This window comes from Corynebacterium sp. HMSC11D10 (assembly GCF_001806995.1).
GTDB lineage: Bacteria > Actinomycetota > Actinomycetes > Mycobacteriales > Mycobacteriaceae > Corynebacterium > Corynebacterium coyleae.
On sequence record NZ_KV787026.1, the window covers coordinates 1 to 21,137 of the forward strand.

Annotated in this window: 19 protein-coding genes; 7 read left to right on the forward strand and 12 right to left on the reverse strand. The window is 63.8% G+C overall.

Annotated features, from left to right (window positions below):
* Positions 1-287 precede the first annotated feature (287 nt).
* The 3 genes from purM to HMPREF3120_RS01540 are packed head-to-tail and all read right to left on the reverse strand — an operon-like array spanning position 288 to position 3,262.
* Positions 288-1,355, reverse strand: coding sequence for a phosphoribosylformylglycinamidine cyclo-ligase (gene purM / locus HMPREF3120_RS01530; protein WP_070450202.1), 1,068 nt, complete (start codon positions 1,353-1,355; stop codon positions 288-290).
* A complete protein-coding gene (gene purF / locus HMPREF3120_RS01535; protein ID WP_070450204.1) occupies positions 1,355-2,869 on the reverse strand; it encodes an amidophosphoribosyltransferase in 1,515 nt (504 codons plus the stop codon). The genes purM and purF overlap by 1 nt, the downstream gene beginning before the upstream one ends.
* A gap of 15 nt (positions 2,870-2,884) precedes the next feature.
* A complete protein-coding gene (locus tag HMPREF3120_RS01540) occupies positions 2,885-3,262 on the reverse strand; it encodes a sterol carrier family protein (protein WP_070422523.1) in 378 nt (125 codons plus the stop codon).
* Positions 3,263-3,286: 24 nt separating this feature from the next.
* On the opposite strand from HMPREF3120_RS01540, the gene HMPREF3120_RS01545 reads away from it, so the two are divergent.
* Positions 3,287-4,297: an acyl-CoA thioesterase gene (locus HMPREF3120_RS01545; protein WP_070450206.1), complete on the forward strand. Its 1,011-nt coding sequence runs from the start codon at positions 3,287-3,289 to the stop codon at positions 4,295-4,297.
* On the opposite strand, the gene purL is transcribed toward HMPREF3120_RS01545, so the two are convergent.
* The 3 genes from purL to purS are packed head-to-tail and all read right to left on the reverse strand — an operon-like array spanning position 4,294 to position 7,478.
* A complete protein-coding gene (gene purL / locus HMPREF3120_RS01550; protein WP_070450209.1) occupies positions 4,294-6,570 on the reverse strand; it encodes a phosphoribosylformylglycinamidine synthase subunit PurL in 2,277 nt (758 codons plus the stop codon). The two genes, HMPREF3120_RS01545 and purL, sit on opposite strands and share 4 nt — an antisense overlap.
* 6 nt (positions 6,571-6,576) lie before the next feature.
* Positions 6,577-7,251, reverse strand: coding sequence for a phosphoribosylformylglycinamidine synthase subunit PurQ (gene purQ / locus HMPREF3120_RS01555; RefSeq protein WP_070450214.1), 675 nt, complete (start codon positions 7,249-7,251; stop codon positions 6,577-6,579).
* Positions 7,248-7,478, reverse strand: coding sequence for a phosphoribosylformylglycinamidine synthase subunit PurS (purS, locus tag HMPREF3120_RS01560; protein WP_070422519.1), 231 nt, complete (start codon positions 7,476-7,478; stop codon positions 7,248-7,250). Before purS ends, purQ begins: the two co-directional genes overlap by 4 nt.
* Positions 7,479-7,587: 109 nt before the next feature.
* Here purS and HMPREF3120_RS01565 point away from each other — a divergent pair, with 109 nt between their 5' ends.
* Genes HMPREF3120_RS01565 through HMPREF3120_RS01580 form a run of 4 tightly spaced genes read left to right on the forward strand, consistent with a single transcriptional unit; the run spans position 7,588 to position 12,411 of the window.
* Entirely contained in the window at positions 7,588-9,990 is a 2,403-nt protein-coding gene (locus tag HMPREF3120_RS01565; RefSeq protein ID WP_083284733.1) for an ExeM/NucH family extracellular endonuclease, read from the forward strand.
* Between the two features lie 16 nt (positions 9,991-10,006).
* Positions 10,007-10,906 (forward strand): metal ABC transporter solute-binding protein, Zn/Mn family, encoded by a 900-nt coding sequence (locus HMPREF3120_RS01570; protein WP_083284730.1) that lies wholly within the window; start codon positions 10,007-10,009, stop codon positions 10,904-10,906.
* 15 nt (positions 10,907-10,921) lie between these two features.
* A complete protein-coding gene (locus HMPREF3120_RS01575) occupies positions 10,922-11,593 on the forward strand; it encodes a metal ABC transporter ATP-binding protein (RefSeq protein WP_070450222.1) in 672 nt (223 codons plus the stop codon).
* Positions 11,590-12,411: a metal ABC transporter permease gene (locus HMPREF3120_RS01580; RefSeq protein WP_070450225.1), complete on the forward strand. Its 822-nt coding sequence runs from the start codon at positions 11,590-11,592 to the stop codon at positions 12,409-12,411. Before HMPREF3120_RS01575 ends, HMPREF3120_RS01580 begins: the two co-directional genes overlap by 4 nt.
* Here HMPREF3120_RS01580 and HMPREF3120_RS01585 read toward each other — a convergent pair.
* Genes HMPREF3120_RS01585 through HMPREF3120_RS01595 form a run of 3 tightly spaced genes read right to left on the reverse strand, consistent with a single transcriptional unit; the run spans position 12,393 to position 16,080 of the window.
* The gene (locus HMPREF3120_RS01585; RefSeq protein ID WP_070422515.1) at positions 12,393-13,067 is read right to left on the reverse strand and encodes a DUF2334 domain-containing protein; all 675 of its coding nucleotides are present in this window, start codon (positions 13,065-13,067) and stop codon (positions 12,393-12,395) included. The two genes, HMPREF3120_RS01580 and HMPREF3120_RS01585, sit on opposite strands and share 19 nt — an antisense overlap.
* A gap of 8 nt (positions 13,068-13,075) precedes the next feature.
* On the reverse strand, positions 13,076-15,172 hold the full coding sequence (locus HMPREF3120_RS01590; RefSeq protein ID WP_070450228.1) for a S9 family peptidase: 2,097 nt from the start codon (positions 15,170-15,172) through the stop codon (positions 13,076-13,078).
* A gap of 11 nt (positions 15,173-15,183) precedes the next feature.
* A complete protein-coding gene (locus HMPREF3120_RS01595) occupies positions 15,184-16,080 on the reverse strand; it encodes a phosphoribosylaminoimidazolesuccinocarboxamide synthase (protein WP_070422513.1) in 897 nt (298 codons plus the stop codon).
* A 19-nt stretch (positions 16,081-16,099) separates the two neighbouring features.
* On the opposite strand from HMPREF3120_RS01595, the gene HMPREF3120_RS01600 reads away from it, so the two are divergent.
* Positions 16,100-16,627 carry a hypothetical protein gene (locus tag HMPREF3120_RS01600; RefSeq protein WP_070450230.1) on the forward strand — a complete coding sequence of 176 codons (528 nt, stop codon included), beginning with the start codon at positions 16,100-16,102 and terminating at the stop codon, positions 16,625-16,627.
* Here HMPREF3120_RS01600 and purB read toward each other — a convergent pair.
* Together purB and purD are read right to left on the reverse strand one after the other, a co-directional pair.
* Positions 16,624-18,048, reverse strand: a complete 1,425-nt coding sequence (gene purB / locus HMPREF3120_RS01605) for an adenylosuccinate lyase (protein ID WP_224213538.1) — start codon at positions 18,046-18,048, stop codon at positions 16,624-16,626. The two genes, HMPREF3120_RS01600 and purB, sit on opposite strands and share 4 nt — an antisense overlap.
* A 5-nt stretch (positions 18,049-18,053) precedes the next feature.
* A complete protein-coding gene (purD, locus tag HMPREF3120_RS01610; protein WP_070450235.1) occupies positions 18,054-19,304 on the reverse strand; it encodes a phosphoribosylamine--glycine ligase in 1,251 nt (416 codons plus the stop codon).
* A gap of 31 nt (positions 19,305-19,335) precedes the next feature.
* Between purD and HMPREF3120_RS01615 the strand changes: the two genes are divergently transcribed.
* Positions 19,336-19,752 (forward strand): HIT family protein, encoded by a 417-nt coding sequence (locus HMPREF3120_RS01615; RefSeq protein ID WP_070450361.1) that lies wholly within the window; start codon positions 19,336-19,338, stop codon positions 19,750-19,752.
* On the opposite strand, the gene HMPREF3120_RS01620 is transcribed toward HMPREF3120_RS01615, so the two are convergent.
* The gene (locus tag HMPREF3120_RS01620) at positions 19,730-21,124 is read right to left on the reverse strand and encodes a sensor histidine kinase (RefSeq protein ID WP_070422509.1); all 1,395 of its coding nucleotides are present in this window, start codon (positions 21,122-21,124) and stop codon (positions 19,730-19,732) included. The genes HMPREF3120_RS01615 and HMPREF3120_RS01620 overlap by 23 nt on opposite strands.
* Positions 21,125-21,137 lie beyond the last annotated feature (13 nt).

Below are 21,137 nucleotides of genomic sequence, written 5' to 3' on the forward strand. Positions count from 1 at the left end.
ACGCCATAACAGGCCTCAAGACACGAAAACAGGGTGTTTCACGCCCGTCTGCGCCGCCACAACGACCATCGTCTAGCTCCCCGAAACGCCAACCAGACGATCAGCTCCATAGTGACAATGACCCTCAACACCACCTGGGGGTTTGGAGCCGTCGAAACGAGACCGTCTAGCAACATCACGAGACCAGCTAGACGACCAGCAAAAGACACCGCGCCCTAAAAGCAGAAACGGGCTGATACGAGAACGAATCCTCGTATCAGCCCGAAAACAGGCCTAGCGATCGCGCTTTAGTACTGCGGGTGGGAGCCTGTCAGCACGGCGCGTTTCTCGGCGCCTTCGCTGGCGGCGCGGACCTCGCCGAGCACCCACGCATCCACGTGACGGGCGGCCAGGATGGCCAGGGCGCGATCGCGGTCTTCCTCGGCAACGACGGCAGTCATGCCGACGCCCATGTTGAAGGTCTTCTCCATCTCCTCGTCCGGGACCTGGCCGACGGACTTGATGGTGCGGAAGATCGGACCTGGGGTCCAGGTGTTGCGGTGCATCTCTGCGACAAGGCCCTCAGGAATGATGCGTTCCATGTTGCCTGCCAGGCCACCGCCGGTGACGTGGCAGAACGTGCGGACCTCGCACTCGGCGGCCAGTTCTAGGCAGTCGAGTGCGTAGATGCGGGTTGGCTCGAGAAGTTCCTCGCCGAGCGTGCGGCCCAGCTCTTCCATCTCGGCGTCCAGGGGCAGGCCGGCGCGCTCGAGAAGCACGTGGCGGGCCAGGGAGTAGCCGTTGGAGTGCAGGCCAGACGATGCCATACCGATGATGATGTCGCCCTCGCGGACCTTTTCAGGACCAAGCAGTTCCGAGGCCTCAACGACACCGACTGCGGTTGCGGAGACGTCGTAGTCGTCCGGCTCCATCACGCCGGGGTGTTCAGCGGTCTCGCCACCGAGCAGCGCACAACCTGCCTGGACGCATCCCTCGGCGATGCCGCCGACGATTTCGGCGACCTTCTCCGGCACGACCTTGCCAATAGCGATGTAGTCCTGCAGGAACAGCGGCTCGGCACCACAGACGACAAGGTCGTCTACGCACATTGCGACGAGGTCGATACCGATGGTGTCGTGCTTGTCCATCGCCTGCGCAATGGCCAGCTTGGTGCCCACGCCGTCAGAGCCTGCTGCCAGCAGTGGCTCCTTGTACTTGCCCAGCGCGAACAGGCCGGCGAAGCCGCCGAGGCTGCCACGAACCTCAGGACGGGTGGCGCGCTTGGCGTGCGGGGCGAACAGTTCGACGGCCCTATCGCCGGCCTCGATGGATACGCCGGCGGCCTCGTAGGAAACTGGGGTCTGCTCAGTGGTCATTAGGCTTCAGCACCTTTCTGGATGCGTCGGACAAGGTCGGCGTTGGGGTTACCGTCGGGCAGCCCCAGGGGGTATTTGCCTGTAAAGCAGGCGGCACAAAGGTTGTCTTCGTGTTGGTTCGTGGAGGCGATCATGTCGTCGATAGGCACGAACGCGAGCGAGTCCGCCCCGATCATGGTGCGGATCGACTCCGCGATCGCCTCATCGGAATCAGTACGGCCGTGGTTGGCGATGAGTTCGCCGGGGCTTGCGAAATCGATGCCGTAGAAGCACGGCCACTTCACCGGCGGCGACGCGATACGCACGTGCACCTCGGCGGCGCCGGCTTCGCGCAGCATGCGGATGAGTTTGCGCTGGGTGTTGCCGCGCACGATGGAGTCGTCGACAACGATGAGCTTTTTGCCCTCGATGACCTCGCGCACCGGGTTCAGCTTCAGGCGCAGGCCCAGCTGACGCAGGGTGTCCGACGGCTGAATGAAGGTGCGGCCGACATAGGCGTTCTTCATCAGGCCCTGCTTGAACGGGATGCCGGACTCTTCCGCGTAGCCGATGGCGGCGGGGGTGCCGGATTCGGGCACCGGCATTACCAGGTCGCCGTCCACCGGGGTGACGCGGGCGAGACGGCGGCCGATCTCGATGCGCGACAGGTTGACGGTCTGGCCGTCGATGATGGAGTCGGGGCGGGCGACGTAGACGTACTCGAACACGCAGTGCGCCTTCGGGGTCTCGGCGAAGCGTTCGGAGTGGACGCCCGCGTTATCAATCGCCACAAGCTCGCCCGGCTCGATATCGCGCACGAACGAGGCGCCGACGATGTCCAACGCACACGTCTCGGACGCGATCCCCCAACCGCCGTCGAGGCGGCCCAGCGACAGCGGGCGCACGCCGTGCGGGTCGCGCGCGGCGTAGAGGGTCTGGCCGTCGGTGACCATGAAGCAGAATGCGCCTTCGACGCGTGGGAGGAGTTCCCGTGCGGCGTCGAGAAGCGTCTTGTCCTCAGTGACCAGATCCGCCAGCAACGCAGACACCACAGCGGTGTCTGAGGACGAGCCCTGTCCATCCACGCCCGACGCCGGGATGAGCTTGCGCTCGATCGCTTCTTCTTCGAGTTCCTTGAAGTTCACCAGGTTGCCGTTGTGCGCCAACGCAATGTCGGTGCCATTGGGCGAGGTGCGGAACATCGGCTGGACGTTTTCCCAGGAGTTCCCGCCAGCTGTGGAGTAGCGGGTGTGGCCGATCGCCACATCGCCCTGCAACGCCTCCAGGACAGGTTCGTCAAAGACCTGGCTGACCAGGCCGGTGTCTTTAAACACCACGACGTTGTCCTTGTCGCCTACGGCAATGCCGGCGCCTTCCTGGCCGCGGTGCTGCAGCGCGAACAAGCCGAAATAGGTCAGCTTGGACACGTCCTCGCCCGGTGCCCAGACACCGAACACGCCACATTCGTCGCGTGGTTCGTCGTTGTTCTCGAAGTTGGTCTTCCCCGTGGGGCTCTTCGTATGCACGACAAACACTGTATCCGAGGAATGTCAGCGGAGGGCAATTACTGGAAGACCCGCCGCGATCTCGCCTGCACGCGATCCGGAAGCATCCACGTTGCCCTGCGCGAGTTCTTCCTCGAAGGTGGTTAAACCAGTGGCCAGTCGCATCCAGGTGCGGGGATCCATCTCCACCACGTTTGGCGGCGTGCCACGAGTGTGGCGTGGGCCTTCGACGCATTGCACGGCCACAAATGGGGGCACGCGCAGTTCCACGGAGTGGCCGGGGAGTTCTTCGGCGAGGGTGCGCGCGGTTCGTCGACAAGCATTTGCAATCTCGCTTCTCGACGACTCCTCATCCCCCTCGATCCATGCTTTGACCGCATCGACGGCCTGGCGTGTCAGTATCGGGTCCTGCTTTTGCACCATGTGGACCCATATTAAGGTGTCGGCATGCCCAATTCCCATGTAGTTGCTACCGAACGCTCCCCTCGCGTCACCCTGCGGTTTATGGCCTCCCCCACCGATGTGCTCCACTACGGTGCGCAGGGTGTCTCCGGTGGTCGCGTGCTGGAGTGGATCGATAAGGCCGCCTACGCGTGCGCCGCCCAGTGGTCCGCCACCTACTGCGTGACCGCGTATGTGGGCCACATTCACTTCACCCGCCCGATCCCTTCGGGCCACATTGTGGAGGTGCGCTCGCGCATCGCCATGACGGGCCGTTCCTCGATGCACATTGTCAACGAGGTGCTTTCCGCCGACCCGCGCGAGGGCGTGTTCACCCGCGCCTGCGACTGCCTGGTCATTTTCGTGGCAAAGGATCCGGACACGGGCAAGTCCATGCCTGTGCCGACATTCGTTCCGACCAACGCCGAGGAGCGCCGCGTGGCCGAAGCAGCAAAGTCGCGCATCGACCTGCGCAAGGCCATTGAGGCGGAGATGGAGTCGCAGACATACACCGACGACTCCACGGCGCAGCGCATCGTGCACCGTTTTATGGCGAAACCAACCGATGTGAACTGGGGCGGCAACGTCCACGGTGGCACCGCCATGGAATGGATCGATGAGGCCGGCACGGCCTGCACCATGGAGTGGGCTGGCGAGCGCACCGTCGCCGTCTACGCGGGTGGTATTCGCTTCTACCACCCGGTGCACATCGGCGACCTGATTGAGGTGGATGCGCGCATCACCCGTACGGACGCGCGTTCCATTCACACCTCAGTGCACCTGCGCGCGGGCGACCCGCGTGGTGGCCGCGACAACTTGAAGGATGCGATCCACGCGACGTTTACCTACATCGGCATGGATATCGACGGCACCCCGCTGCCGGCACGTAAGTTCACGCCGGTTACGGATGAGGACAAGCGCCTCTGGGATCACACGCAGACGCTGAAAGACCTGCGCGCACAATATGAGCCGGTGCCCATTGTGGAACAGGCACCGGCTATGCAGCGGACGGACTAGACGGCCGCGTTCGGCGCGGTTGCGGCTGCGAAGTGCGACGGCATGGTCGCAGCCCATGCATCGGCAAGCTCCTGCACGGAGATTTCTTCGCCGGCGACGCGCAGGACACCGTCGCCAGTCGTGTCGCCAAGCGCTGCGACCGGGATGCCGGCCGCGGTAGCACGCTCGACCGCTGCTTCTGCGCGGTCACGAGAGACTGCTACGAGCACGCGGGATGCGGACTCGGAGAACAGTGCGGTAAACGCGTCCTCGTGGACGCCCTCGAGGTTCAACTCAGCGCCCTTGTCGGAGCCGAGCAGCAGCTCGAAGACAGCCTGGGACAGGCCACCCTCGGACAGGTCGTGGGCTGCTGCTACGCCGGCTGCGTTGCCGCCGAGGAACTGTGCGAGGCGCTCCTCGTTAGCAAGGTCTACCTGCGGCGGAAGGCCCGACAGGCCAGCGCCGGAGATGTCTTGCCACACGGAGCCGCCGAACTCGTCCTTGGTCTCGCCGAGCAGCACCAGGGTGTACTCCTCGTCGTCCGCGGGCAGGGCGTGTGGGATGGCCTGAGCAACATCCTCGATCACGCCGAGGACGCCAACAACCGGGGTCGGCAGGATCGGGGTCTCGCCGGTCTGGTTGTAGAAGGAAACGTTGCCGCCGGAGACGGGGATTGCCAGTTCGGCTGCGCCGTCTGCAAGCCCGTGCACTGCTTCGCGGAACTGCCACATCACGTCCGGGTTCTCCGGGGAGCCGAAGTTAAGGCAGTTGGTCACTGCGAACGGGGTGGCGCCGGTGACGGCGACGTTGCGGTAGGCCTCTGCCAGTGCCAGGCGTGCGCCCATGTTCGGATCCAGGTAGGTGTAGCGGCCCGATGCGTCGGCGGAGATAGCAACGCCACGGTTGGTCTCCTCGTTGATACGCAGCACACCGGAGTTGGCGTACTTGGCCTGTACGGTGTTGCCGCGCACGTAGCGGTCGTACTGCTCGGTGATGAAGTCACGCGAGCACAGCGCCGGGGAGGCGACCATCTTCAGCCAGGTGTCCTTGATGGTTGCCTGCTTATCGACGACACCCCCGCCCTGCACCTCATCCAGCCACGCCGGACGTGCGTACGGGCGCTCGTAGACCGGGCCCTCGTCAATCGTTGACGGCGGCGCGTCCACCACGAGTTCACCGTTGTGGAATACCTGCAGGCGGTCCTTGTCGGAGGTGACCTCGCCGATGACGGAGGCCAGCACGTCCCACTTGGCGCAGATTTCCATGAACTTATCCACGTCCTCCGGAGCCACCACGGCGCACATGCGCTCCTGGGATTCGGAGGCGAGGATCTCTGCTGCGGACATGTTCTCAGCGCGCAGCGGCACGTTGTCCAGGTTGACGGTCATGCCGCCGTCGCCGGATGCAGCCAGCTCGGAGGTGGCACACGACAGGCCACCGCCGCCGAGGTCCTGAATGCCCTCGACCACGCCAGCTGCGTAGAGCTCGAGGCAGCACTCGATGAGCACCTTCTCCGCGAACGGGTCGCCCACCTGGACTGCTGGGAGCTTGCGCTCTTCGCCTTCCTCGAAGGTGGCGGAGCCCAGCACGGACACGCCGCCGATGCCGTCGAGGCCGGTGCGGGAGCCGAACAGGATGACCTTGTTGCCGGTACCGGACGCGAACGCGAGGTGGAGGTCCTCCACCTTCAGGGTGCCCACACACAGGGCGTTGACCAGCGGGTTACCGGCGTATGCTTCGTCGAAGACGGTCTCGCCGCCGATGTTCGGCAGGCCCAGGCAGTTGCCGTATCCGCCGATGCCGTGGACCACGCCCGGCAGGACGCGCTTGGTGTCCTCGGCGTCGATCGGGCCGAAGCGGAGCTGGTCCATCACGGCGATCGGGCGGGCACCCATGGCCATGATGTCGCGGACGATGCCGCCGATGCCGGTGGCAGCACCCTGGTACGGCTCGACGAAGGAGGGGTGGTTGTGGCTTTCCACACGGAAAGTCACGGCGTCGCCGTCTCCGATGTCTACCACGCCAGCGTTCTCACCGATACCGGCGAGGATCTTCTTTTCCATCTCCTCGGTCATGGTCTGACCGAAGTAACGCAGGTGCGTCTTGGAGGACTTGTAGGAGCAGTGCTCCGACCACATCACGGAGTAGAGCGTGAGCTCCGCGTCCGTTGGGCGGCGGCCGAGGATTGCCTTGATCTTCGCGTATTCGTCATCCTGCAACCCGAGTTCCGCGTACGGCTGCTCAAGGTCAGGGGTGTCGATGGCGTTTTCAACAGTGTCGTTGTGCACAGTCATGGTCTTTTACGCTCCGATCTTCGAAATCGCGTCGATGGCGGAAGTGAACAGGCCCAACCCGTCGGTGGACGGCCCGGTGAGCGTCTCAATCGCATGCTCCGGGTGCGGCATGAGCCCCACAACGCGGCCGGTTTCGTTAGTCACGCCGGCGATTGCGTTGATGGAGCCGTTGAAATTGTCGGTGTAGCGGAAGACCACGCGGCCTTCCTTCTCCAGCGCCTCGATGGTTTCCGGGGACGCCTGGAAGCGGCCTTCGCCGTGCTTGGCGGGCACGTAGATGCGCTCGCCCAACTGGCTGGTCCATGCGGTGTCAGTGTTGGCTACCTCGAGGTAGGTGTCCACGCAGTGGAAGTTCAGGCCCTGGTTGCGGGTCAGCGCGCCCGGCAGCAGGCCGGCTTCGGTGAGGATCTGGAAGCCGTTGCAGATGCCAAGGACCGGCATACCCTTCTTCGCGGCCTCCACAACAGCGCCCATCATCGGGGCCTGCGCGGCGATCGCGCCGGAGCGCAGGTAATCACCGTAGGAGAAGCCGCCCGGGACGACAACGGCGTCAACGCCGGTCAGGTCGTTGTCAGCGTGCCAGAGTTGCTTCGGCTCGGCACCGGCGAGGCGGACGGCGCGCAGCGCGTCAACGTCGTCGAGGGTGCCGGGAAAAGTAATGACTCCGATAGTTGCGCTCATCGCACAACCTCGAAGTCTTCAATCACAGTGTTAGTCAGCAGGGTTTCCGCCATGCGCTGCAGTTCGGCGTCGGTGACGGAGTCGTCCACCTCGATCTCGAATCGCTTGCCTTGGCGGACGTCGCTCACCCCCTCGACACCGATGCGGCCCAGTGCGCGCAGCACCGCCTGACCCTGGGGGTCAAGAATTTCGGCCTTGGGCATGACATTGACGACGACTCGTGCCATGAGAATCCTTCACATTTCGGGAGGTTGATCGACCTTTGCGGTACGGCAGCGAGTATATCGGACGGACAGACGCGTCCAGCAATATCGGATGACCGGCTACGTTAAGGGAATGTTTCGGGCTCGTCTGCTGTGGTTGGTGCTGGTGTCGTCGTTAAGCATCGCGCTTGTGCCACATGCTGAGGCGGTGGTGATCAACGAGGTCTACGGTGGCGGCAGCAATGCGCAGGCGCCACTGAACGCGGACTTTGTGGAACTGTTCAACCCCACCGGTCAGGACGTTTCAATCGACGGCTGGGAGCTGGAGCAGTTTTCCGCCAAGGGCAACTCCGGCACGGTGGTTGAGTTGTTCGGGGTGGTGCCGGCGGGTGGGTATTACCTGATCAGCGGGGTTTCCGGCGAGACGGGAGCCGATCTGCCGGCACCGGACCGTGAGGCCGCGTTTAACTTTTCTGCCACGAGTGCGGTTGCGGTGCTGCGCAACGCGGACGGCGAGGTAGACCGTGTGGCTTGGGGTGATACGCCACCCGATCTCGCGGAGGGCACACCCGCCGAGAAGACGACGAATCAACTGTCCATCCAGCGCGTCACCGATGGCGCGGATACTGACAACAACGCCGCCGATTTCCGTGCGGGTGCCCCCACTCCGCGCAATTCCGGCATCGCACAGGCAGACCCGCGTGTGCTGACCATCGCGGAGATCCAGGGCACCGGCGCGACCACGCCATATGAGTCATCGACCGTGATCACCACCGGCGTGGTCACGGCAGTCTACGACGAGGGCGGTAAGCGCGGCTTCTTCATGCAAACAGGCGGCTCCGGCCAGCCGAAACAACCCGGTGACGCCTCGGACGGCATTTTCGTGTTCGTGGGCAAGCAGGGCCACTACCCCGCCCACGGCGATTCGGTGCGAGTGGAAGGCACGGCGAAGGAGTTCTACGGCCAGACCCAGATTTCAGCGAGCAGCATCTCGCTTCTCGACGACCCCCTGCCCGCCCCAACGCCCATCCCCCTCGATGCCCTACCGGCGGGCGACGCGGCCCGCGAGCCCTACGAGGGCATGCTGGTCAGGCCCGGCGCCTACACCGTGACCGGCAATGACAACCTCAGCCAGTACGGCACCGTGGGCCTGGCGCCGGGCGCCGAGCCCCATTTCTGGCCCACGGAGAAGACCCGCCCCGACGCCAATCAGGTCGCTGAGATGAACGCGCAGCAGGCGGCGGAATTTGTCAACCTCGACGACGGACGCACCCGCAACTACACAGACGAGCCCAACGTGCCACTGCCGTACCTTTCCCCCACGAAGTCCATCCGGATCTTTGACACCGTGACTTTCCAACAAGATGTGGTGGTGGGCTACAACAACGGGGATTGGACGTTCCAGCCGCTGCGTCCGATCACAGGTCAGACCCGCCCCGAAGATCTGCCGATCACGTGGGAGGACTCCCGCGCAGGCATCCTCGATGCGCCAGCGAAGGTACGCGGGGATTTGTCCATCGGGTTTTTCAACGTGATGAATTACTTCACCCACTTCCCCGACATCGACCCGGAGCACGGCTGCACGAACTGCCACCTGTTCCGCGGCGCGCACGATGCGCAGGCCCTCGCGCTGCAAGAGGCGAAGCTGGTCAACGCGATCAACCAGCTCGATACTGCGATCCTCGGCCTGTCGGAGGTGGAGAACACCGCCCGCACCACAGGCGATACCGCCCGGCGCGACGAGACGCTGCAGCACTTGGTCGATGCGCTCAATGCTGCGGCGGGGGAGGATCGGTGGGCGGGGGTGTCGTCGCCAAGCGAGCTTGGCACTCGCGAAGATGCGATCCGCGTGGCGTTTATCTACCAGACGGCGAAGGTGCGCCCGGTTGGGCAGTCGCGCATTTTCGATGACTCCACGTTCACCGGCATCGCCCGCCAGCCGCTCGCCCAGGAGTTCGCGCCTGTCGCCGGCGGTGACCACATTGTTGCGGTGGTGAATCATTTCAAGTCCAAGGGCACAGTCTCGCGTAATGACGACGCCACCGCCGACGGCCAAGGCAACAACGCCCGACTCCGCGCAGACATGTCGCGGACGCTGCTGGAACACCTCGACATGCAAGACGACTGGCGCGACCTGCCCACGTTCCTCATTGGCGACTTCAACGCCTACTCCCAAGAAGACGCGATCGCCGTGCTCAACGACGCCGGCTACGCCACGATCCCGCAGGAACGCCCGTCGTATCAGTACGACAACAAGGTGGGCTCGCTCGACCATGTGCTGGCCAACGATGCCGCGATGGACCTCGTGAAAGATTCCCTGGTGTGGGCGATCAACAGCGACGAACCGCTCATCGACGAGCCCGGGACCCCATTCCGGTCCTCCGATCACAATCCGGTGAAGGTGGGTTTCGACGCCACCAGCTCACAGTCGTTGTCGTACCTCCGCGCCGGGTGGATTGTGGGCGCGGTGTTGTTGATGGCACTGCTCGCAGCACTGGTTCTTCGTCCGAAACAGATTGAAAACAGTTTCCAATAGTGATTGAATACCGCGTATGCAAAATCGTTTTCAGGCCAAGACCCTTGCCACGCTGGCTGCACTCACTCTTGCAGGCACCGCGCTGACCGCATGCTCTACGGAGTCCGAAGACGCGGCCGAAGGTTCCGGCATCATCGCCACCACCGGGGTGTGGGCGGATGTTGCCGCCGCCGTGACCGGGGAGGACGTGGATGCGATCATCACCGGCGACGCTGTAGACCCGCACCACTTCGAGCCGTCCGCCAAGGACCTGTCTCGTATCAAGGAGGCGGCGACGGTCGTCGCTAATGGTGGCGCCTACGACGCGGCCTTGTACACCGTCGCGGAGCAGGACCGCATCGTGCACGCCATCCCGCTGCTCGACCATGCAGAGCACGAGCACGCCCACAGCGATCACCTGCCGGAGTCCCTCGACGAGTTGGAGCACGCCTGGTTCGCACCGTCAAAGGTCCGCGAGGTAGCCGATGCGGTGGCGCAGCGCACCGGTGGGGATGCTGGGGTCGTCGATACGCGAATTGCTGCAATCGAGGAGAAGCTCGCTTCCGTGCCGCACGTGCACATCGGCATGACCGAGCCGATCGCCGCCGGGCTTGTATGGGGCACTGAACTGCACGACATCACCCCGGAGGAGTACGTCAAGGCCAGCCTGAACCACCAGGAGCCGTCTGCGGCTGCGGTGTCGGCGTTTTTGAACCAGATCAAACAGGGCGACATTGACATGCTGTTTGTGAACCCACAGAGCACCAACAGCGCCACCGAGCGGTTGGCCGCTGTCGCGCAGATGAAAAATGTCCCCATTGTTGAGATTCGGGAAACTTCCCCGGCAGGCGAGAACTTTCTCGACTACTTTGAGAAGATCGTGGACCAAATCGTGGAGATCGCCAACAACGCCGAGCCGAGCTTCCACCACCATTAGTCAGGACATACACATTTGATTGCTGAGCTACGCGGCGCCGCCGTCGACCCGTTGTGGTCGGGCCTCGACCTGACCATTGAACGCAGCGAATTCATCGCGGTGCTCGGCCCCAATGGGGTGGGCAAATCCACCCTGTTGGGCACGTTCATGGGAACCCGCCGCCTCACGCACGGCTCGGCGGAAGTGCACGGCCGCATCGGGTTTATCCCGCAGCAACACATGTTCCCCAAAGACCTCCCCGTTCGCGGGCGTGACCTGGTCAAACTTGCAATGGGGAAACGTACAAAACCAGAAGACGTCGAGTCGCAGCTTGCCTCCGTCGGCGCGCAATCGTTTGCCGACCGCCGCGTCGGCATCCTCTCCGGTGGGCAGCAACAGCTCATCCGCCAAGCACAAGCCTTCGCGCAGGATCCGGAGCTTGTGCTTGCCGACGAACCCCTGCTCTCCCTCGACCCCGCCCGCGCACGCGATACTGTTGAGCGTTTAGCAGGGCACCCAGCTGCCGTAGTGTGCGTGACGCACTCCATCAACCCGGTGCTCGACGTGGTGGACCGAGTGCTCTACATCGGACCTGAGGGCCACGTCATCGGGCCCGTGGCCGAGGTAATGCGCTCGGAGGTGCTTAGCGAGCTCTACGGCACACGAGTAGACGTTGTGGAAGTAGACGGACGGATGGTGGTCCTGTGAGCACGTTTATCGCCGATACCTCGTACCTGCTTGGCCAGGACTTCGTCCAGACCACGCTCATCGCGTGTGCGTTTCTGGGCATCCTGTCAGGCGTGATGGCGCCACTGATCGTGCTGCGCCAGATGTCGTTTTCGGTCCACGCCACCTCTGAGCTAGCACTCATGGGCTCGTCCGCCGCGCTGTTGTTCGGCCTCAACGTCGGATTCGGCGCGGTCGCGGGTGCGATCGTGGCGGCGCTGGTACTCGCTGCGCTGGGGCTGAAAGGCCAGCAAGATTCCGCCGTGGGCGTGGCGATGAGTTTCGGCATGGCCCTATCCGTGCTGTTTATCCACCTCTACCCCGGCAACTCCAACCGTGCGCTGGCACTTCTGACCGGCCAGATCGTGGGTGTGTCCGCCCAGAACGTGATGCTGCTGGCGGGAACCACGGTGCTGGTCGCCGTCGCGGTTGTCGTGTTGTGGCGCCCGCTACTGTTCGCCTCCGCGGATCCGGTGATGGCAGCCGCGTGCGGTGTCCCGGTACGCACGATGGCGCTGGTGTTCGCGGTGCTGGTCGGCATCGCTTCCGCACAGTCGGTGCAGATCGTCGGCGCACTGCTGGTCATGTCGATGCTGATCACGCCCGGCGCGGCCGCCGCCCAAGTCACCGCGAACCCGGTGCGTGCCGTGTGGCTGTCAATCCTGTTCGCCGAGGTTTCCGCGATCGGCGGCATGGTGCTCTCGCTCGCCCCTGGCGTGCCGGTGAGCGTGTTCGTGGCGTTTATCTCTTTCGGCATCTACCTCGTGTGCCGGGCGATCGCTTACCTGAAGGCGCGGTAGTCGGCAGGTTTTGCGCCAGCCTCGATGGCCTCAGCCGCCGCAGCGAGGAAGTCGCGGCGCACCTTCTTCTGCCCCAACTCACGCCCGGACACGGACAGGCGGATCGTGTTGCCTTTCTCCGCGCCGCGCCCGGCGGCCTTGATCACGTTTCGGCGCCACCACTTCGCAGCACCGTAGCCCTCACCCACCGACAGGTTGCGGGCCTGAGAAAACTCGCCACGTGCTAGGCGGTAGATCCCCTTCGTCGACGCCGCGACCACAAACCCGAACTCCCCCATCACCTCAAGCGTGCCCTCGGACATGCGCCAACGCGGCGGGGCAAACATGTCCAGGTCAAAGCCCAGCGCGGCCATCTGACGGGTCGCCCCCTTTAAGCGCAGCCGTGCTTCGTGGGCACCGAGGGTGGCAAACTCACTGCGCCTGCCCTGTACCGCCTGGTCGAACCCGTTGAGCAGCAGCGCGCGATCATCGCGCTGCTCTGCAAGCCAACCCCTGGTGGTGGTGTCTTTGGCCAGGTGCCAGGTGGCGTCGATATGCGGCGCCACAAGCAGCGACACCGGCACGCGTTCCTTATCCAGGTCGCGCACCATGCTTGTCACGTCGTCCAAGGTGGCGTCGAAGATGGACGAGATAGAGACAAGCAGGCTGCCGGGCATAGCCGGGATTATCGCACAGGTTCGTCGACTGCGCCCGACTTCACCAACGTCCACGCGTACTCAAACGCGGTCTGCTTCCACTTGGCGTACCGCCCCGATACACCGCCGTGGCCTGCGGACATTTCGGTCTTGAGCAGGATCTCGCCACCGGTGGCTACCTCGCGCAGTTTTGCCACCCACTTCGCGGGCTCCACGTAGAGCACACGGGTGTCGTTCAGGCTGGTAATCGCCAGAATGTCCGGGTAGTTCTGCGCCTTGACGTTCTCGTACGGGGCGTATGTAGCCATGTAGTCGTAGACGGTGACGTCGTGGTACGGGTCGCCCCATTCCTCCCACTCGCCGACGGTCAGCGGCAGTTCGGGTTTCAGGATGGAGGTCAGCGGGTCCACGAACGGCACGATCGCCTGGATGCCGGCGAACTTCTCCGGGGCCATGTTCGCCACCGCACCCATGAGCAGGCCACCCGCGGAACCGCCTTCGGCGACCATCTGCTCGTGCGTGGTCAGCCCCTCGGCCGCTACGGCGTCGGCACACGCGATGAAGTCGGTGAACGTGTTCACCTTGTGCAGCATCTTGCCGTTGTCGTACCAGCCGCGGCCCATCTCACCGCCGCCGCGCACGTGGGCGCACGCCCAGATCATGCCGCGATCCAGCAGCGACAGCCGCGCCACCGAGAAGCCAGGGTCCATCGACGCCTCATACGAGCCGTAGCCGTACAGCAAAAGCGGCGCAGGGCCTGTGACACCCTTGCGACGCACCACGGATACCGGCACCTTCGCGCCATCCTTCGCGGTGGCCCACACGCGGAAGGCCTCGTAGTCGTCGGCGTTGTATCCGCCTTCGACTTCCTGTTCCTTCAGCAGCGTCATCTCACCGGTCGCCACCTCATAATCAACGACCTGCGACGGCTGCGTGTACGAGGAGTACACGATGCGCACCACCGGCGCGTCCCACTCCGGGTTGCCGCCGAGGCTCGCGGTGTAGAGCTCCTCAGAGAACTCAAGCTCGGTGAACTCGCCGAAGCCATTGCTTAACGACGACACCGCCAACCGCGGAATCCCTCCCCGGCGATAGCCCATGAACATGAAGTCGCGGTACGTATCGATGCCCTCGATACGCATCGAATCGGAGTGCTCCACCAGCACGTCCAAATCGCGCAGGGCCGGCAACTCACCGACCGGTGTGGTGGCCACACAGAAGTTCGGCCCGTGGGCATTGTGGGTGATCACCCACTGCTCTTTACCGTCCACCACGCAGTAGTCCGGGTGGTACTCAATGCCGGACTCGCGCGGCCACAGCACCTCGAACTCACCGGTCGGGTTGTGCAAATCCAGCACCCGGTACTCCGAGGTCAGCGAAGAGGACGTCACAATCATGAGGAACCGCTCGGCGCGGTCCGCCCCCACACCGACGCCGAATTTCTCGTCCGTCTCTTCGTAGATCAGCACGTCGTCTTCGGCCGGGGTGCCCACCTTGTGGCGCCAGACCTGGTGGGGGCGCCAAGCGTCGTCCACACGCACGTAGAACAGGTACTCTTCGCCGGCCCAGGTGGCGCCGTAGAAGATGTTGTCGAGGCAGTCGTCGAGAAGCTCGCCCGTCTCAAGGTTCTTAATGCGCAGCGTGAAGCGCTCGTCGCCTTCAGTGTCGTAGGAGTAGGCCAACAGACGACCGGTCGTGGCCACCGACGAGGCGCCCAGGGAGAAGAAATCGTGGCCTTCTGCCAGTTCGTTGATGTCCAGCAGGACCTGCTCGTCCGCCATGTGGTCGTTGACCTCGGGCGGGGTCCACGGCTCGTCACGCGTCGGCACACGGCAGGAAATGCCGTAGTTTTTGCCCTCAATGGTGCGGCCGTAGTACCACCAGTCGCCCTGGCGCTGCGGCACGGACATGTCCGTTTCCTTGATGCGGGACTTGATCTCGGCGTAGATGTCGTCGACAAGACCCGTCCAAGCGGCAGTCTTCGACTCCGTATAGGCGTTTTCCGCCTCGAGGTAACTGATTACCTCGGGGCTGTCCTTGTCCCGCAGCCACTCGTAGTCGTCGACAAAGTCGCGGCCGTGGAACGATCGTGTAATCGGGTGCTTCGCAGCTTTCGGAGCAGTCATACCCGGAGAGCCTACGCGTGCTCCCCCGGCCACTCAGAGAAGCGTCGGCCACTGAGGCGCTCGTAGGCCTCGATGTAACGGTCGCGGGTGGCCTCCACCACGGATCCCGGCAGTTCAGGCGGCTGCACACCATCGGCTGGGTCCCAACCGGACTTCGAGCTTGTCAGCCAGTTGCGCACGTACTGCTTGTCAAAGCTCGGCTGGACCACGCCCTCTTCGTAGCTGTCGGCTGGCCAGTAGCGGGAAGAATCCGGGGTGAGGACTTCGTCGGCAAGCACGAGCTCACCGTTTTCGTCCAAACCGAACTCAAACTTGGTGTCCGCGAGGATGATGCCCTTGGTCTCCGCGTACTCGGCGGCACGGGTGTAGACATCCAGCGTTGCCGCACGCAGGCGCTCAGCCAGGTCAGAACCAACCTTGTTGGCCACGAACTCAAAGGTGACGTTCTCGTCGTGGTCGCCCTGCTCCGCCTTGGTCGCCGGGGTGAAAATCGGCTCAGGCAACTTCGATGCCTCAGTTAGGCCCTCCGGCAGTTTCACACCACAGACGCGGCCAGTGGCGTCGTATTCCTTCTTGCCAGAGCCGGTGAGGTAACCACGCGCAACGCACTCGAAGGGCACCATGTCGAGCTTCTTGACCACCATGGCGCGACCGAGGACCTCTTCGGGAATGCGCTCGTCGTCAATCGGCCCCGCAAGATGGTTCGGGACATCGCCGAGCAGGTCGAAGAAGAACATCGACGTTGCGGTGAGGATACGCCCCTTGTCCGGAATGGCCGGCTCGAGCGAGAAATCGAACGCCGAAATACGGTCGGATGCCACCATCAGCAGCGTGTTGTCATCGACTTCGTAAATTTCGCGGACCTTGCCGCCGGCGAGATGGGCATAATCAGAAAGCTCTGGACGCATGCGCGTTAGTATATTCCCCGTGATCAAACGCGCGACTGCAGTCCTACTCCCCCTCGTTTTGGCTGCGTGCGGCACCCCTTCGGAGTTCGCTGGCAACATGCCAGCGTTTGAACCAACCCGCGACGGCACCACATTGTCCTTCGGCGACACCGCCCGCGTGGTCACCGAGGATGTGAGCTTCCACGTCCCCGTGCAGTGGGACGTCACCGTCGGTGCCCCCAAAACGCGGCGCGCTCCACGCAGCGCCGAGCAGGCAAACATGCTCGTGTGTTTCCCCGTCACGTTCACCCCGGTTGCGGTGGGTGAGTTCCCCGTGGACGTCACCGTCACGCTGCCGAAGCTCACGCCTATCGACGACACCCTCACCGCCAACACCGCCAACCCCGAATACTGCGGCGAAAGCACCCTCACCGGCTACACCCCGGACCTCACCGGGCCCCAGCACGGCTTCGTCGCCTCCTGGTCCGGCACCGCAGACCGGGGTGTAGTAGGCACCGGCGTCGAGGTCAGCACCCGCGACGCCACTGTGACCTTTACTTCCCCCTAGAGGATCTCGCCCGGGGTGTAGTTCGCAGCCTCCGGGTGCGCATCCACAACCTCTTGCACGCGTGCAAGCACACGATCCACCTGCGCCTCGGCAGCGCCGATGAACGCGTGGCGGTCCTCGAGCGCCTTGTCCAGTGCTGCCTTGTCCAACGGAAGGCGCTCGTCGTTAGCCAAACGCTCCACAAGGTTCTGCTCTGCGCCGCGCTCGCGCATGTCCAGCGCCATAGCGACGGCGTTTTCCTTGATCACCTCGTGTGCGGTCTCACGGCCGACGCCGGCGCGCACCGACGCCATGAGGATGCGGGTGGTGGCAAGGAACGGCAGGTAGCGGTCCAGCTCGCGGTTGATCATGGCCGGGAACGCGCCGAACTCGTCGAGCACGGTCAGCATGGTTTCCAGCTGGCCGTCAATGGCGAAGAACGCATCCGGCAGCGCCACGCGACGCACCACGGAGCAGAACACGTCGCCCTCGTTCCACTGCTGGCCAGCAAGGTCGCCAACCATGGTGAGGTAGCCACGCAGGATGACCTGGAAGCCGCCGACGCGCTCACAGGAGCGTGCGTTCATCTTGTGCGGCATCGCCGAGGAACCAACCTGGCCTTCCTTGAAGCCCTCCGTGACCGTCTCGTTGCCAGCCATGAGGCGGATCGTGGTGGCCAGCGACGACGGGCCTGCACCCAACTGCACCAGCGAGGACACCACGTCGAAGTCGAGCGAGCGCGGGTACACCTGACCCACCGAGTCAAAGACGCGGTCGAAGCCGAGACCTTCTGCGATGCCCTGCTCGAGCTGCGCCAGCTTGGCCTCGTCGCCACCCATGAGATCCAACATGTCCTGCGCGGTACCCATCGGGCCCTTGATGCCGCGAAGTGGGAGCCGATCCAGCAGTTCCTCAATCCGTTCGATGGCCACCAGGATCTCATCGGCAGCAGAGGCGAAACGCTTGCCCAGCGTGGTGGCCTGCGCCGCAACATTGTGGGAGCGTCCAGCCATGACCAGGGACTTGTACTCGCCAGCGCGGTTGCCCACCGCCTTGAGCAGCGCGACTGCCTTGTCGCGGGTCAGTTCCAGCGCCTTGCGCACCTGGAGCTGCTCCACATTTTCGGTCAGGTCGCGCGAGGTCATCCCCTTGTGGATCTCCTCGTGGCCCGCCAGCGCATTGAACTCCTCAATGCGTGCCTTCACGTCGTGGCGAGTGACCTTCTCGCGCTGCGCGATCGAGTCCAGGTCGACCTTGTCGATGACCTTCTCGTAGTCCTCGATAGCGCCCTCGGCGACCTCGACACCGAGTTCCTTTTGGGCCTTGAGCACTGCGATCCACAGTTGGCGCTCAAGGATGATCTTGTGCTCCGGAGCCCACAGGGTGGCCATCTCCGGGGAGGCGTAACGGTTGCTCAAAACATTGGAATTATTCGGTTTCACGGCATTTATCCTAGGGAAATAGCGCCTTCGATGGCGGGGCGAGCGATGTCTTTGCGGTAGAAGGACCCGGGCAGTTCGATGCCCTCAATGATGCGGTAGGCGTCGTCCACGGCCTCCTTGAGCGTTGCGCCATTGCCGACGACACCAAGCACACGGCCACCAGACGCCACATAATTGCCGTCCTCTTCCTTGGTGCCTGCGTGGAGGACCTTCGTCGGGTCATCGAGTGCGTCGCCGGTGATCACGCCGCCCGTCTTTGCGGACTGCGGGTAGCCCTCGGCAGCCAGCACGACCATGGCAGCGAACCCGTCACGCCACTGCAGCGGCTCGATCTCATCCAACCGGCCCTCGGCGACGGCCAGCAGCACGTCGGCCAGCGGGGTCTCCAACAACGACAGCACGGCCTGGGTTTCTGGGTCGCCGAAGCGGGCGTTGAACTCCACCACCGCCGGGCCTTCCGGCCCCCACGCGGCACCGATGTAGAGCAGGCCCTGGTACGGAATGCCACGGTTGACCATTTCGGTGGCCACGGGGCGGGCGATGTCGTCGACAAGCACCTGCACCCCATTCTCCGGCAACCACGGCAGCGGCGCGTACGCACCCATGCCACCGGTGTTCGGGCCTTCGTCATTGTCGTAGGCGCGCTTGTGGTCCTGAGCGGGCAGCAGCGGCACGACCGTTTCGCCGTCGACGAGGCAGAACAGCGACACCTCCGGGCCTTCAAGGAAGGACTCGAACAACACCGGGTTGCCAGCTGCGATGACAGCCTCCGCGTGCGCCTTGGCTTCGGCGCGGTCCTCGGTGACCACAACACCCTTGCCGCCGGCAAGGCCGTCGTCCTTGACCACGTAGCGCGGCCCGTACTCGTCTAACGCGGACTCGATGGCGTCCGCGGATTCCACGCGGGTCGCCGTCGCCGTCTTCACACCAGCCGCCGCCATGACCTCCTTGGCAAACGCCTTCGAGCCCTCAAGCTGCGCGGCCGCCTTCGTTGGTCCGAAGACGGGGAAGCCGGCGTCGATCAGCGCGTCGGCTGCACCCGCAACCAACGGCACCTCAGGTCCGATGACCACGAGTTCCGCGTCGATCTCACGGGCGAGCGACACAATATCTACTGGGGACGACACGTCGAGCGGACGCACCGTGGCCAGGCGGGACATACCCGCGTTACCCGGCGCGACAGTGAGCTCATTGCCGTGCATTGCATGGAGAAGGGCGTGTTCCCGGCCGCCCGAACCGATGACAAGGATGCGCATGCGATCCAACTTACCGGTAGCGTCGGAGACTATGAGCACTGTATTCAGCAAAATTATTGCAGGCGACATCCCGGGCCGAATTGTGTACCAGGACGACAAGGTCGCAGCCTTCCTCACCATCGAACCGGTCGCGTACGGCCACACGCTGGTCGTTCCCATCGAAGAGATTGACAAGTGGACCGACATCCCGGCGGACCTGTGGGCGCACATGAATGAGGTGGCGCAGAAGGTCGGACGGGTGATCGTCGATAAGTTTGATGCGCAGCGCGCGGGCTACCTCATCGCAGGATTCGAGGTCCCCCACGCCCACATCCACGTCTTCCCCGCCAACGACATGTCCGGCTACTCGCTGGCCAGCGCAATGCGTGCCGACGAAACCGACGCCGCCAAGATGGACGCCGCCGCCGACACCATCCGCGAAGGCATTAAGCGGCTGGAAGCGAAATAGTAAACGTCGAGCCCTCGCCCGGCGCCGTATCGACAACCACGGTGCCGCCGTGGGCCTCGATCAGCGACTTGGTAATCGCCAGCCCCAACCCCGAGCCTCCGCCCGAGCTGCGGTTGCGCGACGCATCCGCGCGGTAGAAGCGCTCGAAAATATGCTCGGCGTCCTTCTGTTCCATGCCGCAGCCATTATCCGCAATGTCGAGGACCACACGGTCCAGGTTGTGCCGGATCGTGATGGTCACCTCTGCATCCGGACCCGCGTGCTTAAAGGCGTTAGTGACCAAGTTGACCACTACCTGGCGCAGCCGGCCGGGATCCCCCACCACGACAGGGACGTCTGGGGTGTCCTTGACCACGTCCACCACCCGCTCTGGGTAGGCGGCGTGCATCGAGTCCTTCACCGAAAGCGCAAGCTCGAGCACATCCACCTCCTGCTTCTCCAGGCGGGAACCCTCCGCACGGGTTAGCGCCAGCAGGTCCTCGACGAGCAGCTGCATACGCGCGGACTCTTCATCGATCTTGCTCAGCACCATTTGCGGGTCATCCACCATGCCCTTGCGGTACAGCTCGGTGTATCCGCGCACGCTGGTGAGCGGTGTACGCAGTTCGTGTGAAGCATCGCCAACGAAGCGGCGCATCTGCTCTTCCTGCGTTTTCGCATTTTCCAGCGATTCTTGCAAGCGGCTCACCATGGTGTTCATGGCAAACGACAGACTGCCCACTTCTGTCTCACGTGGCCAAGCGGGCACTCGCCTGTCGGTATCGCCTCCGGCGATCGCCAGAGCGGTGTTTTCCACAATCTTTAACGGAGCCAACGCACGTGCCACGAAGTAGTTACTTGCAATGCCAATGCCGACGAGCACCAGAGCCCCAACCAGCGCCTCAATCTGTGCCAGGGAGCGCAACATCCGGTACTCCGACTCCAGCGACTTCGCCACATACTGCACGGAACCGTCGGACTGCTCCGTGGCAATGGCACGCCAGCGCTTCACAGTCGTCGTATTTGGGTCGCTGAGATCAGAAGTGATCGTGACCAACTGTCCGAAGTCAGTCGTTTTGATCTGGCTCCAATCTGGCGAGTTGACCTCCCCCGGGCGCGACACCATCACGCCCCGGTCCGGGTACAGCCTGGATTGGGTGAACTCACTCGGCAGGTTCCAAGGGTTGAACTGCCACACCGGCCCCTGGTGCGCCCACGTATCCAAGCCTTCCCGCAGCTGGTCGTCTGCACGGTCCAGCAGCAGGTTGCGCATGAGGAAGTAGATCAGCACGGAACTCAGTGTCGTACCGATCACGGAGATGACCATCACGGTGGTGACAAGTTGCCGCTTCAGTGGCTTCTTTGTCGGCCCCGTAAATAAGGAATACGCCATAACGTTGCGAAAG